The sequence below is a fragment of the Chryseobacterium manosquense genome (assembly GCF_014623485.1).
GTDB classification, from domain to species: Bacteria; Bacteroidota; Bacteroidia; order Flavobacteriales; family Weeksellaceae; genus Kaistella; species Kaistella haifensis.
In genome coordinates this window covers 2,156,299-2,172,805 of record NZ_CP060203.1, presented here as the reverse complement: position 1 = coordinate 2,172,805, position 16,507 = coordinate 2,156,299, and the positions used below count along the sequence as shown (strand labels likewise).

14 protein-coding genes are annotated in these 16,507 nt (G+C 38.0%); 4 read left to right on the top strand and 10 right to left on the bottom strand.

Annotated features, from left to right (window positions below; genetic code table 11):
* Positions 1 to 38 precede the first annotated feature (38 nt).
* The 6 genes from mraY to mraZ are packed head-to-tail and all read right to left on the bottom strand — an operon-like array spanning position 39 to position 6,587.
* A complete protein-coding gene (gene mraY / locus H0S70_RS10460) occupies positions 39 to 1,280 on the bottom strand; it encodes a phospho-N-acetylmuramoyl-pentapeptide-transferase (RefSeq protein WP_188320758.1) in 1,242 nt (413 codons plus the stop codon).
* Positions 1,281 to 1,327: 47 nt separating this feature from the next.
* On the bottom strand, positions 1,328 to 2,788 hold the full coding sequence (locus H0S70_RS10455) for a UDP-N-acetylmuramoyl-L-alanyl-D-glutamate--2,6-diaminopimelate ligase (protein ID WP_188320757.1): 1,461 nt from the start codon (positions 2,786 to 2,788) through the stop codon (positions 1,328 to 1,330).
* Between the two features lie 29 nt (positions 2,789 to 2,817).
* Positions 2,818 to 4,809 carry a penicillin-binding transpeptidase domain-containing protein gene (locus tag H0S70_RS10450; RefSeq protein WP_188320756.1) on the bottom strand — a complete coding sequence of 664 codons (1,992 nt, stop codon included), beginning with the start codon at positions 4,807 to 4,809 and terminating at the stop codon, positions 2,818 to 2,820.
* A complete protein-coding gene (locus H0S70_RS10445) occupies positions 4,793 to 5,158 on the bottom strand; it encodes an FtsL-like putative cell division protein (protein ID WP_031503490.1) in 366 nt (121 codons plus the stop codon). The genes H0S70_RS10450 and H0S70_RS10445 overlap by 17 nt, the downstream gene beginning before the upstream one ends.
* 9 nt (positions 5,159 to 5,167) lie before the next feature.
* A complete protein-coding gene (rsmH, locus tag H0S70_RS10440; RefSeq protein WP_031503492.1) occupies positions 5,168 to 6,061 on the bottom strand; it encodes a 16S rRNA (cytosine(1402)-N(4))-methyltransferase RsmH in 894 nt (297 codons plus the stop codon).
* Between the two features lie 55 nt (positions 6,062 to 6,116).
* Positions 6,117 to 6,587, bottom strand: a complete 471-nt coding sequence (mraZ, locus tag H0S70_RS10435; RefSeq protein ID WP_188320755.1) for a division/cell wall cluster transcriptional repressor MraZ — start codon at positions 6,585 to 6,587, stop codon at positions 6,117 to 6,119.
* 244 nt (positions 6,588 to 6,831) lie between these two features.
* Between mraZ and H0S70_RS10430 the strand changes: the two genes are divergently transcribed.
* From H0S70_RS10430 to H0S70_RS10415, 4 genes are all read left to right on the top strand, one after another.
* Entirely contained in the window at positions 6,832 to 7,599 is a 768-nt protein-coding gene (locus H0S70_RS10430) for an alpha/beta fold hydrolase (RefSeq protein WP_188320754.1), read from the top strand.
* A gap of 54 nt (positions 7,600 to 7,653) precedes the next feature.
* The gene (gene yihA / locus H0S70_RS10425; protein WP_188320753.1) at positions 7,654 to 8,274 is read left to right on the top strand and encodes a ribosome biogenesis GTP-binding protein YihA/YsxC; all 621 of its coding nucleotides are present in this window, start codon (positions 7,654 to 7,656) and stop codon (positions 8,272 to 8,274) included.
* Positions 8,271 to 8,726, top strand: coding sequence for a GNAT family N-acetyltransferase (locus H0S70_RS10420; RefSeq protein ID WP_123249425.1), 456 nt, complete (start codon positions 8,271 to 8,273; stop codon positions 8,724 to 8,726). The genes yihA and H0S70_RS10420 overlap by 4 nt, the downstream gene beginning before the upstream one ends.
* Positions 8,727 to 8,808: 82 nt before the next feature.
* Positions 8,809 to 10,947: a S46 family peptidase gene (locus H0S70_RS10415; protein WP_188320752.1), complete on the top strand. Its 2,139-nt coding sequence runs from the start codon at positions 8,809 to 8,811 to the stop codon at positions 10,945 to 10,947.
* Between the two features lie 94 nt (positions 10,948 to 11,041).
* Here the strand turns inward: H0S70_RS10415 and msrA are convergent, their stop codons facing one another.
* The 4 genes from msrA to H0S70_RS10395 form a co-directional block, all read right to left on the bottom strand.
* Complete coding sequence (gene msrA, locus H0S70_RS10410; RefSeq protein ID WP_188320751.1) at positions 11,042 to 11,692, bottom strand: peptide-methionine (S)-S-oxide reductase MsrA; 651 nt, start codon at positions 11,690 to 11,692, stop codon at positions 11,042 to 11,044.
* Positions 11,693 to 12,017: 325 nt separating this feature from the next.
* Positions 12,018 to 12,986: an ROK family protein gene (locus H0S70_RS10405; RefSeq protein ID WP_123249014.1), complete on the bottom strand. Its 969-nt coding sequence runs from the start codon at positions 12,984 to 12,986 to the stop codon at positions 12,018 to 12,020.
* Between the two features lie 106 nt (positions 12,987 to 13,092).
* Positions 13,093 to 16,164: a preprotein translocase subunit SecA gene (gene secA, locus H0S70_RS10400; protein WP_188320750.1), complete on the bottom strand. Its 3,072-nt coding sequence runs from the start codon at positions 16,162 to 16,164 to the stop codon at positions 13,093 to 13,095.
* Positions 16,165 to 16,279: 115 nt separating this feature from the next.
* Positions 16,280 to 16,501, bottom strand: coding sequence for a DUF2795 domain-containing protein (locus H0S70_RS10395; protein ID WP_015807225.1), 222 nt, complete (start codon positions 16,499 to 16,501; stop codon positions 16,280 to 16,282).
* Between the last annotated feature and the right edge of the window lie 6 nt (positions 16,502 to 16,507).

The window sequence follows — 16,507 nt, the reverse complement described above, 5'->3', positions numbered from 1 at the left end:
TTTTTATATTCAATGGAAAAAATCCACCGATTTCTATTCTATCTAATTTTCAAAGTGATTAAACAAATAATCGCAAATAAAACTCCAATAATGATCATTCGGTTCACGATTTTGCTTTCGTGGTATCCCTCTTTTTGATAATGATGATGAAGGGGCGACATTTTGAATAATCTATTATTTTGGGCATATTCCAGCCCGAATTTTCTTTTTCTATATTTGAAAACCGCTACTTGCAACATCACCGAAAGATTTTCGATGAGGAAAATTCCGCAAAGCACAGGAATCAATAATTCTTTTCTTAAAATAATCGCCAATACCGCAATCACTCCGCCCAACATCAAACTTCCGGTATCTCCCATGAAAACTTGCGCCGGATACGTATTATACCAAAAAAATCCGATCACCGCACCCACCAAAGCGAGAGCGAAAATCGTGGTTTCTCCCATGTTCGGCAAAAACATGATGTTGAGGTAATCTGCAAAAATGATATTCCCGGAAACATATGCAAAAAACGCAAGAGTGAGCAAAATGACGACACTGGTTCCCGCAGCAAGTCCATCGATTCCATCAGTAATATTTGCGCCATTGGAAACCGCCGTTACGATGAAAATAACGATCGGGATGAAAACTACCCAAGCCCATTCGTGAGCTTCTTCAGGTGACATCCAAAATAGGATTCCGCTGTAGTCGAACTCATTGTTTTTCACGAAAGGCACAGTGGAAACCACCGCCTTTTCGGTTGGCATAAAATTCTTTTCAACATTATTTCTGCTTACAATTGATGCGTCTGCGTATTTTCTTTTCACCGAAATATCCGGATGAAAATACATGGTAACGCCCACAATCAATCCCAAACCAACTTGCCCGATTACTTTGAATTTTCCGCTGAGACCGTCTTTATTTTTTTTGATTTTCTTTAAATAATCGTCGATGAAACCAATGATACCCATCCAAACTACCGATGTGATGAGCAACACGATATACACATTGAAAATTCGGGTAAACAACAAAACCGGAATTAACGTGGCGATAATGATGATTAAACCACCCATCGTCGGAGTTCCTTCTTTTTGCTTTTGTCCTTCAAGGCCTAAATCCCGAACAAGTTCCCCCATCTGTTTTTTTCGAAGATAGTTGATGATTTTTTTACCATAAACCAGCGCAATAATCAGAGAAAGCAAAACCGCCATTCCTGCACGGAATGAAATAAATTTAAACATACCTAGTCCGGGAATATGAATCCCGAGATTGGTAAGATATTCGTAGAGATAATATAACATGTTTTTGTTTCGGTTTTGGGTGTTCTATAAAATCTTTAATTTGTTAATTATTTACTCATCAATTGGGATAATTCCATGATCACTTCTTTGTCATCGAAATGATGTTTTACGCCATTGATTTCCTGATAATCTTCATGTCCTTTTCCCGCTACGAGGATGATATCTTTCGGTTCGGCAAATTTTATCGCCATCTTTATTGCTTCTTTTCGATCGGGGATCGCAGTGTATTTGCTATAATTTTGCGGTTCCACACCAGCTTCAATTTCTTTAATGATTATTGCCGGATTTTCCCTTCTTGGATTATCGGAAGTTATAATTGCTAAAGTTGATTTTCTGGTTGCAATTTTCCCCATTTCAGGGCGTTTTGCGTGATCTCTGTCGCCGCCACATCCGAAAACGGTAATTAATCTTTCGTTTTTAGTGCGAATTTCATTAATGGAGTCTAAAATATTTTCTAAAGCGTCGGGAGTGTGCGCATAATCGACAACGAAGAAGATTCCGCCTTCCGATTTCAGGGTTTCAAATCTTCCTTTTACTCTTTTCAAATTCGAGATGGCTTTCAAAACGTCATCTTCATAAAATCCACATTCAATTGTCACCGCATAAGCTAGAAGAAGGTTATAAACATTGAATTTCCCTGTCAATGTTGACCAGAATTCTTTTCCGTTAAAATTGAGTAGCATTCCGTTGAAATCTGCTTCCAGAATCCTTCCGTGATAATCTGCCATAGTTTTCAAAGCGTAGGTTTTCTTCTGCGCTTTGGTGTTTTGCAACATTACGTTTCCGTTTTTGTCATCAATGTTGGTAATGGCGATTGAATCCGCATTTAAATCATCAAAAAATCTTTTTTTGGTTTTTAAGTACGCATCAAAAGTTTTATGATAATCAAGATGGTCGTGGGTAATATTGGTAAAACCAGCAATTTTGAAATGCAATCCTTCGGTTCTGTTTTGATCGATTCCGTGCGAAGAAACTTCCATGAAAGCATATTCGCAGCCGGTTTCTACAGCTTTTGCTAAAATTTTATTTAAAGTCAAAACATCCGGAGTGGTGTGTGTTGAAGGAAAAATTTCGTCTGCAATTCGATATTCTACGGTTGAAATTAGAGCGGATTGGAAGCCCAAATTTTTGAAAATATCAAACAAAAGGGTTGTCGCAGAAGTTTTTCCGTTGGTTCCGGTAATTCCGATTAAGTTGAGTTTTTCAGATGGATTTCCGTAGAAATTGGACGCCAATTGACCTAGAACTTTCGAGGAATCTTTCACTTTAATAAAAGTGATTTCGTTGTTTAAAGATTCTGGCAAATCTTCGCAAACTACAATTTTTGTCCCTTTTTCGATGGCGGCATTAATGAATGAATGTCCGTCGGAAACCGTTCCTTTAATCGCTACATACAGCGAGTTTTCAACAGCTTTTCGGCTATCGAAAACGATTTCTGAAACTTCCGGATTCTTGTTTCCGGTAATTTCTAAAACGGGGATTCTATTCAATAATGTTTCTAAATTCATTCTATCTTTTATAGGAAATTTCCTAATTTTTAATTCTGTAAACTGAGGTAAATTTTTTGATTTTTACCGATTCTCGTTCCTTCCAATGGGAACTGCTCTTTGATTCTTCCAACTCCTTTGAAAGCAACACGATAACCGGAGTTTTCAAGTTGTGGAATTATATTTTTCCCGATTAAACCAACCACATTCGGCATTTGTCCGTCGTTGATTGCAATTTTCACGTTTTTTTCTACCATTTTGCTTAAATCCACTTTGCGGTCAACCAACATTTCTTTTTCAACATTTTGAGGTGTTTTAAGGAAAGTTTTACCTGCAATTTCCTTGAAAACAGGCGCAGAAACAGTGGATCCGTAGAACCCTTTGGAATTATCTGGCTGGTTGATCATCACTATACAGGTATATTTTGGATTATCTGCAGGGTAAAATCCTGCGAAACTTGCTTGGTATTTCGATGGACCTGGTTTCCAATATTCAAATCTTGCGGTTCCTGTTTTACCAGCCATTTTCAGGTTGGGAGTGAAGATACTTTTTGCGGTTCCTTTTTCTACGGCTTTGGTAAGCGCATTGGTCATCATGGTAATCGCTTTCGTGGAAGCCATTTTGTTGACCATTACTTCTGGTTTTGCGTTGTAAAGTACTTGTCCGTCTTTCATTATTTTATCGATGAAAAGAGGTTTTAGCATTTTCCCTCCGTTGGCGAGTCCATTATAAAAAGTAGTAAGTTGCAAAAGATTGAATCGGGATGAATAACCGTAAGCTAATGAAGCCAAAGTGGCGGCATTCCATCTTTTGTTTTCGGGAGTTACAATGTAAGGTTTGGTGATTCCCGGGAGTTCAATATCCATTTTTTCGAACATTTTCCATCTTTTCAAATGATCGAGGAAAACCTGTGGTTTATCTGCATAAAACTTAGTGATTAGTTTTGCTGAACCTACATTGCTGGATTTCGCCAATACATCAGCGATTTCATAGGTTCCACCACCATGTCCGTCGGAAATTCTTTGTTTTGCATAAGTCCAGACTCCGTTTCCAACGTTTACCGTTGTATTTTCATCGATAAAACCATCATCCATTGCCGCGAGAAGTGAAACTGTTTTGAAGGTTGAACCTGGTTCTGTGGCGTCTTTTAATGCGTAATTGTAAGAATCAACATACATTCCGGGTTCGGTTCTGCGCAGGTTTACCATCGCTTTCACTTTGCCGGTTGCAACTTCCATTACCAAAACGCAGCCGTGATCTGCATCAAAATTGATGAGTTGTTTTTCTAAGGCGGAATGGGCGATATCCTGAATTCGGAGATCGATCGTGGTGTACACATCTTGGCCATCAACAGGTTCTTTTACTTTCCAATAATCGATAGGTTTCCACTGGCTGGAATTCACACGTTGCTCTAGGCGTGTTCCGTCGGTTCCGGTAAGATATTCGGAGAAAGCTCCTTCCAATCCAGATTTGGTAGCACCATTGTCCATACCAATTGTTCCGGATCCAATTTGTGTAGTAGCAAGTTCGCGTTTGAAATTTCTATCGACAATAAATCCTCCTTTGTTTTTTCCTTTCTTGAAAATTGGGAATTTTCTAATTCGATCATACTCATCGAAATCAAGCCCTTTAACCAAAGAATAATATTGGTTTTGAGCTTTTCTTTGCTGATCGAGGCGGTCCCTGAAATAACTTCTTGGTTTTCCGAACATGGCGGAAAGAGAATCGGTTAAAACCCCAATGTTATTGGTATAAACGGTGTCTTTAATGGTTTTAAAATCAATATAAACATCGTACCGCATCACTGTTGTAGCGAGAATTGAACCATCGGAAGCATACAAATTTCCGCGGGCAGCTTTTAGGGTAGCTTCGCGGTAGTTTTTGCTGATGTAGTCATCCTTAATTTCCTGAACATTGGTGTTCTGCAAAACAAGAATTCTACCCAAAAAAACAAGAAATAAGACAAAAGCCGACCCTGCAAAAAGGTAGCCCCATCTCAATGTTTTTGAGCGTTTATTTTCGAATTCATTTTGAACCGCCATCTGTACTGTCTAGTTTAATCAATAATTTATGTGGATGATTTTCTAAAGAAAGCAGAGAGTCTTCCACCATTTCCTTTCCCAGTTCCGATTCTAGTTTTACCTTTATTAACCGGCTTTGCGCGTAGGCATTTCGGGATTTATATTCTTCGGTTTGTTCTTTAAGATCGTTTACCTGCTCTATTTTTTTGCTTACGAGGTGATTGCTAAAAATCATAATCATCATGAGAAAAAATACCAACATAAAATATTTGTAATGAATTTTCACTTCATCACGATTCAGGAAGTTTCCTTTTATAATATCTATAAAAGTGAGTTTCTTCTTGGGACGATATGTTTGCTTTTTTGCCAAAGGTTTTTTCTAATTTTTAATTCCAACACGCATTTTTGCGCTTCTTGCTCTCGAGTTTTCTGCAATTTCCTCCTTGTCGGGAATCATGGCTTTGGTTTGTAAAAGATCAAAAGCTTTCGCATAATTTCCGTAGATATCTCTTGTTGGTTCCCCTTCGAACATCCCGTTTTTCAGGAATCTTTTCACCAATCGATCTTCCAATGAATGATAAGAAATCACTACTAATCTTCCGTTTGGTTTTAAGATTTTATAAGATTGAACCAACATTTCCTTTAAAACATCCAATTCTTGGTTGACTTCAATTCTTATCGCCTGGAAAACCTGAGCAAAGAATTTATTTTGTTTAAACTGAGGAATGTAACTGAATAATTTCTTCAAATCTTCCGTAGTTTCTATCGGTTTTAGTTTTCGATGATGAACAATTTCTCTTGCCAGTTTTCGGGATTCGCGTAGCTCCCCATAGTAATAAAAAAGGTTCGCAAGTTGCTCTTCTTCATACTCGTTGATGATTTTCTTTGCATCCAAATGTTGCATTACGTTCATTCTCATATCGAGAGGAGCGTTGCTTCTTGTAGAAAAACCTCGTTCAGCAGCATCAAATTGATGAGATGAAACACCCAAATCTGCCAAAATTCCATCAACCTGCTGTATTCCATAAATCATTAGTGAATTCTCCAAAAACCGAAAATTCTGATTGATTAGCGTGAATCTTTCATCGTCAATTGTATTTTTTAATGCATCTAAATCCTGGTCGAAACTGAAAAGTTTTCCTTTATCCGAAAGTCTTTTCAGGATTTCTCTGGAATGGCCACCACCGCCGAAAGTTACGTCTACATAGATTCCGTCGGGATTTGTCACCAAATCATCTACACTTTTCGTCAGCAAAACCGGATTGTGATACATATCTTTATAATTATTGATGGTAAAATGTTGTTTAACCCCCTCTGTTATTTCGGGATTAATTCTCGTCGTCTTCGAAATTGATATCGCCCATCACTTCTTCGGCGAGTAGTGCAAATTCTTCGGCAGAAGTAGCGATGGTTTTTTCATAGTCTTCTTTGTCCCAAATTTCGAAAAGCTCGCCTGCACTGGTGATTACGATATCTTTTTTCAAGTTTGCATACAAAGTGAGATCTTTGGAGATCTGTAATCTTCCGGCATTATCGGGTTCTACTGTTTTCAAACCAGCGGTAAACTGTCGGATAAAATCTGCTTTTTTCTTCTGAAAACGGTTTAATTTGTTGATCTTTTCCATCAGTTTTTCCCAACCATTCATCGGATAAACTTCTAGGCAAGCTTGAAAAACAGAACGTTTTACCACAAAGGAATCACCGCCAAATCCCTCCATCTGTTTCACCAGTGATGATGGGAGTTTGATGCGACCTTTGTCGTCTATTTTGCATTCGTATGTGCCTATGAAATTCTTCATTTGGGACAAATTTATAGAAAAATTTCTAAAACTTCCCACTTTTTCCCACTTTTTGACTTAATGTTAATAAGTTTTGATTTTGGCAAGTAAATAATTGATAGAAAAGCAGTTATAAGGATGATAATATTTCTTTGGCAATCGTCAATTTGTATTACTAAAAATCATATTTTTATCGAAAATTCACACGTAATAAATTAAAGTTGGTCTTTAATTTGTATTTTTGCAAGGCTGATATAGCAATTTTATGAGATTGATAACGAAAAAAGAAAAAAGATTCTCTTTCATTGAAGCTGGAGAAGGGTATCCGTTGATTTTATTGCACGGATTAATGGGCGGTTTGAGTAATTTCGATAAAACTGTTAACTTTTTTTCCGATAGAGGGTATAAGGTTTTCGTTCCGGTACTTCCTATCTATGACTTGCCGATTTTAAATACTAACTTAACAACTATTGCGAAATATGTTGCAAAATTTATTGAAGAGAAGGTAGATGAACCAGCAACCATAGTGGGAAATTCTATGGGAGGGCACATAGGTTTGATTTTAACTTTAGCAAGACCTGAATTGGTTTCAAAATTAGTTCTTACAGGAAGCTCCGGACTTTATGAAAGAACATTCGGCGATAGTTTCCCGAGAAAATCCGATAAAGAATACATCAGAAAGAAAACTGAAGATGTTTTTTACGACCCGAAAGTAGCTACAGATGAATTGGTAGATGAGGTTTTTGGTGTAGTAAACGATCGAATGAAAGGCATAAAAACGGTAATGCTTGCTAGAAGCGCCATCAAACACAATATGTTGAATGATTTGTCGAAAATCACCCAACCAGTTTGTTTGATTTGGGGAAAACAAGATAACGTGACGCCGCCAGAAGTGGCTGAAGATATGAATAAATTCTTACCCAACTCCGAACTTTACTGGATTGATCAATGTGGACATGCCGCGATGATGGAAAAACCGGATGAGTTTAATGAGATTCTCTATAGTTGGCTAAAGAAAACAGAAAATAATTGAATGGAAGGTTAAACTTCCATTTTTTATTTAATTAAATTTGAAAAAAAATCATAAATGGTCATCAAAACAGCGGAATTTGTAAAAAGTAGCGGAAAATGGCAAGATTGTCCGGAACCGAACTTACCAGAATATGCCTTCATTGGAAGATCCAACGTGGGAAAGTCTTCTTTAATTAATGCAATGCTTAATCATAAAGATCTGGCGAAAACATCGCAAACCCCTGGAAAAACCCAGCTCATTAATCATTTCATCATCAATGAAAGCTGGTATCTTACCGATTTGCCGGGTTACGGATATGCGCGAGTATCGAAAAGCATGCGTCGCGATTTCGAGAAAATCATTACCAATTATATTCAGAATCGAAAAAATCTCGTCAATCTCTTTGTTTTGGTAGATGTTCGTCATACTCCCCAAAAAATTGATATCGAGTTTATCGAATGGTGTGGAGAAAACGGGGTTCCTTTTTCAATTGTTTTCACAAAATCGGATAAATTGAAACCTAATGCTATTTTCACAAATGTGGAGGATTACAAAACGGAACTTCTGAAAACCTGGGAAGATCTTCCTGAAATTTATGTGACTTCCGCTGAAAAAAAATTGGGAGGTGATGAAATTTTGAAATTCATTTCCACAACCAATCAGTTTTTGTTTGAAAATAAAGTCAATTTTGAATGAACAGTTCAATAGTTTGGAAAATTAAACCTTTCGCGAGACTTTCTACCGAAGAACTCTATCAAATTCTTAAAATTCGCCAAGAAGTTTTCATTGTAGAACAAACTTGTTATTACCTCGATGCAGATGGTTATGATCAGCAAGCTGTACATATTTGGGCGGAGAGCGCAGGGGAAATTCTGGCTTACTCTCGGGTTTTTGAACCAGGAATAAAATATGCTGAAGCATCCATCGGAAGAGTATTGACTAATCCTAAATACCGTAAGAATAATTTGGGAAAAATTCTAATCCGTTTTTCGATCGATACAATTGAAGCCAGATTTCGTACACGATCAATAAGAATTTCTGCTCAAGATTATTTGCTGAGTTTTTATTCGGAATTCGGTTTTGAGGATACAGGGAAAAAATATTTGGAAGACGATATTCCGCATACGGAGATGGTGAGAGTGATTTAGTTTACATTAAAAAATCACCTTTTTTTGCTAAATCCTTATATCAAATGAATTTCTTAAATTAGCCCGATAAAATAATTTATAAATGAAAAGAATATTTTTACTGCTCACTTTCATGGTGAGCTTTTTACAATTGAAAGCCGATGAAGGAATGTGGCTTTTAACGATGATTAAAAGACTCAAAGGAGTTGATATGCAAAAACAAGGATTGAAACTTACTCCTGAAGAAATCTATTCTGTCAACAACTCTAGTTTGAAAGACGCAATTGTGCAGTTTGGAGGCGGTTGTACAGGAGAAATGGTTTCTAAAGAAGGTTTACTTTTTACCAACCACCACTGCGGATATGGAAATATTGCCGCTTTATCAACACCAGAAAAAGATCATTTGACCAACGGTTTCTGGGCAATGAAAAAAAGCGAAGAGCTTCCTGCTAAAGGACTTTCCGTGAGATTTTTAGTAAGAATGGATGATGTTACAAAACGCATCAATTCCAAATTGAATAACAATATGCCTGCTGACGAAAGAAAAGCAGTAATTGATGCCGAATACAAAGCGATCCAAAATGAAAACTCCGAAAACGGAAAATACAACGTTGTAGTAAGAGATTTCTTTAACGGGAATGAATTTTACTATTTTGTTTACCAAGATTTCAAGGATGTTCGTTTGGTAGGAACTCCGCCGAATTCTTTAGGAAAATTTGGTGGCGATACCGATAATTGGGAATGGCCAAGACACACCGCAGATTTCTCTGTTTTCAGAGTTTACGCGGATGCCAATGGTAATCCTGCAGAATATTCGCCAAGCAATGTTCCAATGAAACCAAAACACTCACTTCCGATTTCTTTGAAAGGGTACAAACCTGGTGATTTCACCATGATTCTAGGATTCCCAGGAAGAACCAATAGATATTTGACTTCTTACGGAATCGAACAGATGGTGAACAAAGATTATCCGGCTTGGGTAGAAGCTTCTAAACTGGCGATGGATGTGATGAAAAAATATATGGACAAAGACCAAGCAACCAAATTGGATTATGCGTCCCAATATGCATCTGTAGCAAACTACTGGAAAAACAGACAAGGAACCATCGATGCGGTGATTAAAAACGGAACCATTTCCGATAAAAAAGCATTGGAAGATAAATTCATGACTTGGGCTGTTTTGCCGGAAAATGAAGTAATTTACAGCGGAATTTTACCTAGTATTCAAGCTAATTATGCGCAGTTTTCCAACAGAAATGTAGAAAGAAATTATGCGTCTCTTCTTCAAAGAAATGCTAAATATATCGGTGTTGCTTATCAATTGGGTTCTCTTTTGAAAACTTATGCAGATCAGGATGCCAACGGAAAAGCTGCGATGAAAACCAAAGTTACGGATGCTATCGAAAAGCTTTATGATGGTTTCAACCCCAATCTAGAAGGGGAAATGCTAAACTCAATGGTTAATCTTTACCAGCAAAGAGTTGCTAAATCCGACGCTTCACCAACATTAATGGCAGCAGACGCTAAAAACCTTTCTAATTTGGCATTCGCTTCAATTTTTGCAAATAAGGAATCCGCAATGAATTTTGTAAATAATCCTGACCGTCTAAAAATTGATGCAGATCCAATGTTGAAATTGGCAAACGGATTGATCACTGATCAGAAATTATCAAGTCAAAAATACGCTAAGGTAGATGAAGCTTTTGCTAAAAACAGCAGAATTTTCTTAGATGGTTTAAGAAAATCAATGCCTGAAAAAGATTTCTATCCGGATGCAAACTCTACTATGAGATTAACCAATGGTAAAGTAAGCACACTGCCCGTAAGAACCGATAGAAATTACTACGGAATTTCCGAAAAAAATAATTACTATACCGATGTAAGTGGAATGGTTGCCAAATACAAAAAAGGGGACGAAGAATTCGATTTGCCACAAGATTTCATCGACTTGGTAAAGAAAAAAGATTTCGGAATGTATGCGGATAAAAAAGGATTTATGCCTGCAAACTTCCTTTCAGATAACGATATTACCGGTGGAAACTCAGGTTCACCAATTCTCGATGGAAGAGGTAATTTACTTGGTTTAGCGTTCGATGGAAACAGCGAAGCGTTGAGCGGTGATATTATCTTCGATAAAAAATGGCAAAGAACCATCAACGTTGATGTAAGAATGGTACTTTGGATCATCGAAAAATATGGTAAAGCAGGTCACCTAATCAGTGAAATGACTTTAGTGAAATAATAATTTCAAGAATATTAAAAAGCCCGTTGAAAATTTCAGCGGGCTTTTTTGTTGTTTAGAGTTAAAAAAATGGAGAAATATCCTCCACTTATTTTTATTCGGTTTCAGCTTCCAACATTCCAAGTTCTCCGTAATGTTTTTTGAACTTGGCAATTTTTGGTCCTACAACTGCGCTGCAATAAGGTTGTGTAGGGTTCGCGTTGTAATACCCCTGATGGTATTGTTCTGCAGGCCAAAACTTTTCAAATTGAGCAAGCTCGGTTACATAATTTCCTTGCCATCTTCCTGAAGCTTCAGAAGCTTTTAAAGCCGCTTCTGCCTTTTGTTTTTCCGCTTCATCTTTATAGAAAATTACTGATCGGTATTGCGTTCCTATGTCATTACCTTGTCGATTGCGTTGCGTAGGATCGTGTAGGAAAAAGAAAACATCCATCAGCTGTTCGTAAGAAATAATTTTTGGGTCGTACGCAATCTGTACCACTTCAGCATGACCGGTTTCGCCCGTGCAAACCTCTTCATACGTCGGGTTCGCTTTATGTCCTCCGGAATATCCTGAAATTGCTGCATCTACACCTTTCAGCATATTGAAACAACTTTCTACACACCAAAAACAGCCGCCACCGAAGGTGATATATTCTAAATTCTGTTTATCCATTTTCTGATTTTTTGTTAAAGGTTTCTTCGTCTCCTGGCCGTTGCAGGAGATCAACATTAGACCCAACAAAAATACTAAAATCTTATTCATTTTTTAATAACGCTTTTCTATCATAAAAATTTTAATTCATAATGATGGTTAATGACGAATTGCGGTTCTAAGGCTCAAACATGAGGCTCTGATCCCCAAAAATGATGCTCTGAACCCCAAAAATGAGCCTTCGAACCCCAAACTTGAGCCTCTGAACCCCAAAAATCAGGTTCCGAACCGCAAATATGAGCCTTAAAGCCGCAAATTTCCGGTAAACAACCTAAACCATGAGCGATGGAACCTCAAAAAATTGGTTTGGTAACCATAATTAAAAAGAACATCCCAATATTGAGATGTTCGTTTTTATATTTAATGTAGATTTAGGTTACTTTTCCCAAACCAAAGCGCTTGCACCGAGTATCGCTGCGTCAGCTTCGTCTAGTTCACTGAAAACTAATTTAACCTTATTTCTGAAAATTGGGAAAAGGTTTCGCTCCATGTGGAGTTTGGTAGGTTTTAAAATAAAATCTCCCGCTTTGATGACCCCACCGAAAAGAAGAATCGCTTCGGGTGAAGAAAACATCACGAAATTTGCTAATGCTTCCCCTAATTTTTGCCCTGTATACCGGAAAACTTCGATGGCAGTTGGATCTCCCTTTTTTGCACATTCATGGACAACCAGAGAATTAATTTCTTCTTCAGGATACTGATTTAGCATAGAATCGGGAAATTCTGCACGCATTTTTTTGGCGGTAATCGCAATTCCTGTTGCCGATGCATAAGCTTCCAAAGAACCTTCGGAACCGGTACTCCAGTGTTTTCGTCCTCCCGGTTTGATGATGGTGTGTCCCAATTCCCCTGCAAAACCATCGTGTCCGTATATCAAACTTCCACCTGAAACAATTCCGCTTCCAACGCCTGTTCCGAGAGTCATCATGATGAAATCTTTCATTCCTCTTGCTGCGCCAAACATCATTTCGCCTAGTGCTGCAGCGTTGGCATCGTTGGTCATTTTGCAGGGAAGTCCGAATTTTTTAGTCATGAGTTCTGCAAAGGGAATAATGCCCTTCCAGCGGAGGTTCGGAGCCTGTTCTATGGTTCCTGTATAATAATTTGCGTTGGGAGCACCCACACCAATTCCGTCGAGTCTTGTTTGGTTGCTATGTTTCTTCATCAAAGGCGATATTTTTTGGTATAACGCATCGATGAAATCTTCAACTTTCTCGTATTCATCGGTTCTGATTCTGCCTTTTTCAAGGATTTCTCCTCGGTGGTTCACAAAGCCATATTTGGTGTTGGTTCCTCCGATATCGATTCCTAAAGCAATCTGTTTTGACAAATCTATTAGTGCCATTCAAAAAAAAATTTAGACTTTAAAAGTACAACAAATTCACATTACGTTAACAAAAAAACTTCTCCAAAGTTGGAGAAGTTTTTTTGTTAAATTTTATTTTCCTGTTTTATGCAGGGATTTCGCCTTTGTACAAGAAAGAAATAATCTCTTTGTTTACTTTTTCAATCATTTCGCTGAAAAGGTAGAAGGATTCTTGTTTGTAGATTACCAATGGATCTTTCTGTTCGTAAACTGCACCTTGAGAAGAACGTCTTAGATCATCCATTTCTCGCAAGTGTAATTTCCAGTTTTCATCGATGATAGCGAGTGAAATACTTTTCTCGAAATCATTAATAAGAGATTCGCATTTGGTTTCGTAAGCTTCTTTCAGATCGGTAATGATGGTCATTGTTTTGATTCCGTCGGTGAAAGGAACCTGAATCATTTTGAACATAGAACCTTGGTTTTGGTACACGTTTTCAATGATTGGGAACGCTTTTTCTTTCAAAAGTTCTAGTTTCATGCGGTAATCTTCTGAAGCTGCTTTGAACACAGCATTGGTAATATCCGCAACGGTTTTGTTTTTGAATTCCGTTTCAGAAACGGGAGCTTCCATGGTGAAATTTTTGATGATTTCGTACTCAAAATCTTTGTAGTCGCCTTCTAATTTTGTTTTGGTAACAATAGATTGGGCAACATCAAAAATCATATTCGAAATGTCATATTTCAAGTGATCTCCGAAGAGCGCATTTTTTCTTCTTTTATAGATTACATCACGCTGCTTGTTCATCACATCATCGTATTCGAGCAATCTTTTTCTGATTCCGAAGTTATTTTCTTCTACTTTTTTCTGTGCTCTTTCGATGGATTTGGAAATCATTCCGTGCTGGATTACCTCGCCTTCTTTGTGTCCCATTCTGTCCATCATTTTCGCAATTCTTTCCGAACCGAAAAGACGCATCAAATTATCTTCCAAAGAAACATAGAACTGCGAACTACCCGGATCTCCTTGTCGGCCGGCTCTACCACGTAACTGGCGGTCAACTCTTCGGGAGTCGTGTCTTTCGGTACCGATGATTGCTAAACCACCGTTGGCTTTTACATCGCCTTGTAGTTTAATATCTGTACCTCTACCTGCCATGTTGGTAGCGATGGTTACAACGCCTGGTCCACCTGCCATTGCAACAATTTCTGCTTCTCTGGCGTGCAGTTTTGCGTTCAATACGTTGTGTTCTATTTTTCTAAGTTGAAGAGCTCTAGAAAGTAATTGAGAAATTTCCACTGAGGTTGTACCCACCAACACTGGTCTTCCAGCAGCGGTTAATCTTTCGATTTCTTCGATTACTGCATTGTATTTTTCCCGGTTTGTTTTGAAGACTAAATCTTGTTTGTCCTCGCGTTGTATTGGTCTATTGGTAGGAATTACCACCACATCGAGTTTGTAGATTTCCCAAAGTTCCCCTGCTTCAGTTTCCGCGGTTCCGGTCATCCCCGCAAGTTTGTTGTACATACGGAAATAATTCTGAAGTGTTATGGTTGCAAAAGTTTGGGTAGCGGCTTCAATTTTTACATTTTCTTTCGCTTCAATTGCTTGGTGCAATCCGTCGGAATATCTTCTACCTTCCATGATACGGCCGGTTTGCTCGTCTACGATTTTTACTTCCCCATCGATAACGACGTATTCATCGTCTTTTTCGAAAAGGGTGTAGGCTTTCAAAAGTTGACTAAGGGTGTGAACTCTTTCAGATTTTACAGCAAATTCAGTGAAAAGTTTTTCTTTTGCTTCAAATTCTTCTTCTTTAGATAAATTTTTAGCTTCAAGCTCAGCAATTTCGGTAGCGATATCGTTTAGTACAAAGAAATCTTTGTCTTCGTTACCGGCTGACAAATATTCTACGCCTCGGTCAGTAAGATCGATTTGGTTGTTTTTTTCGTCGATTACGAAATATAAATCTTTATCAACAATCGGCATATCGCGGTTGTTGTCGGCCATGTATTGCCCTTCAGTTTTCTGAAGAAGGGCTTTGTTTCCGCTTTCAGAAAGGAATTTAATTAAAGGTCGAGATTTTGGTAAACCTCTGTAGGCTTGCAATAATTTGAAACCACCTTCTTTTGTGTTTCCGTTGGCAATTAATTTTTTTGCTTCATTAAAAATTGCTGAAACCGTTTTTTTCTGAATTTCAACGATTCTATCTACTGAAGGTTTTAAAACATCGAATTCTTGTCGGTCACCTTGTGGAACAGGCCCTGAAATAATCAATGGTGTTCTTGCATCATCCACCAAAACAGAATCTACCTCATCAATAATGGCAAAGTTCAGCTCGCGCTGTACTAACTCATTTGGGTTGGTTACCATATTATCTCTAAGGTAATCGAATCCGAATTCGTTGTTGGTTCCGTAAGTAATACTGGAGTTGTAAGCTTTTCTTCTTGCATCCGAATTGGGTTGATGCAAATCGATACAATCGATTGTTAAACCGTGGAATTGGTAAAGTGGTCCCATCCAAGCGGAGTCCCTTTTTGCCAAATAATCGTTCACGGTTACTACATGTACACCTCTTTCGGGTAACGCATTGAGGTAAATTGGTAAAGTTCCTACTAGAGTTTTACCTTCACCGGTTGCCATCTCGGCAATTTTTCCGCTGTGAAGAACGATACCACCAATGAATTGCACGTCGTAATGTACCATATCCCAATGTACGGCAGTTCCGGCAGCATCCCACTTGTTTTTCCAGATAGCAGTGTCGCCTTGTATTTCAACGAAATCTTTAGTTGCCGCCAATTCACGATCCAAATCGGTCGCAGTAACGCGGATTTCTCCGTTTTGCGCCAATCTTCTGGCTGTTTCTTTAATTAATGCAAATGCTTCCGGAAGGATCTCATTGAGGACCTTCTCTTCTACCTGGTATGAATCTTTTTTAAGCTGTTCTACTTTGGTAAAAAGTTCCTCTTTTTCATCAACATTGGTTGAATTCTTAATTTGTTCTTTGGTTTGCTCGATCTGAGAGGTAAAGTTTGCGGTAGCAGCTTTTAATTTCTCTTTAAATTCCGCTGTTTTTCCTCTTAGCCCATCATCAGATAATTCTTGAATTTTTGGTTCAACCGCTTTTATTTTATTCAGTACTTTTTTTACTTCTTTCAGGTCGGTCGCATTTTTATCGCCCAAGAAACCCTTAAGAACTTTGTCTATAAAACCCATAAGTATTTGCTTTCGGCCAGCTGAAAAAGCGTGACCATTTAAAAGAATTTAGTTTTAGAATTTTTCTAAAATATGAAAAGTCGGTAATCGCTGCCGACTACCGACTGCATTTTTTTTAATATTCGTCTTCGTTCCATAGGAAGTCGTCATCCGTCGGATAATCGCTCCAAACTTCTTCTATGGATTCATAAATTTCCCCTTCGTCTTCAATCGCTTGAAGATTTTCAACTACTTCCATTGGTGCACCTGTTCTAATTGCGTAATCAATAAGTTCCGCTTTAGTCATCGGCCAAGGCGCGTCGCTTAAATAAGAAGCTAATTCTAATGTCCAATACATATAATT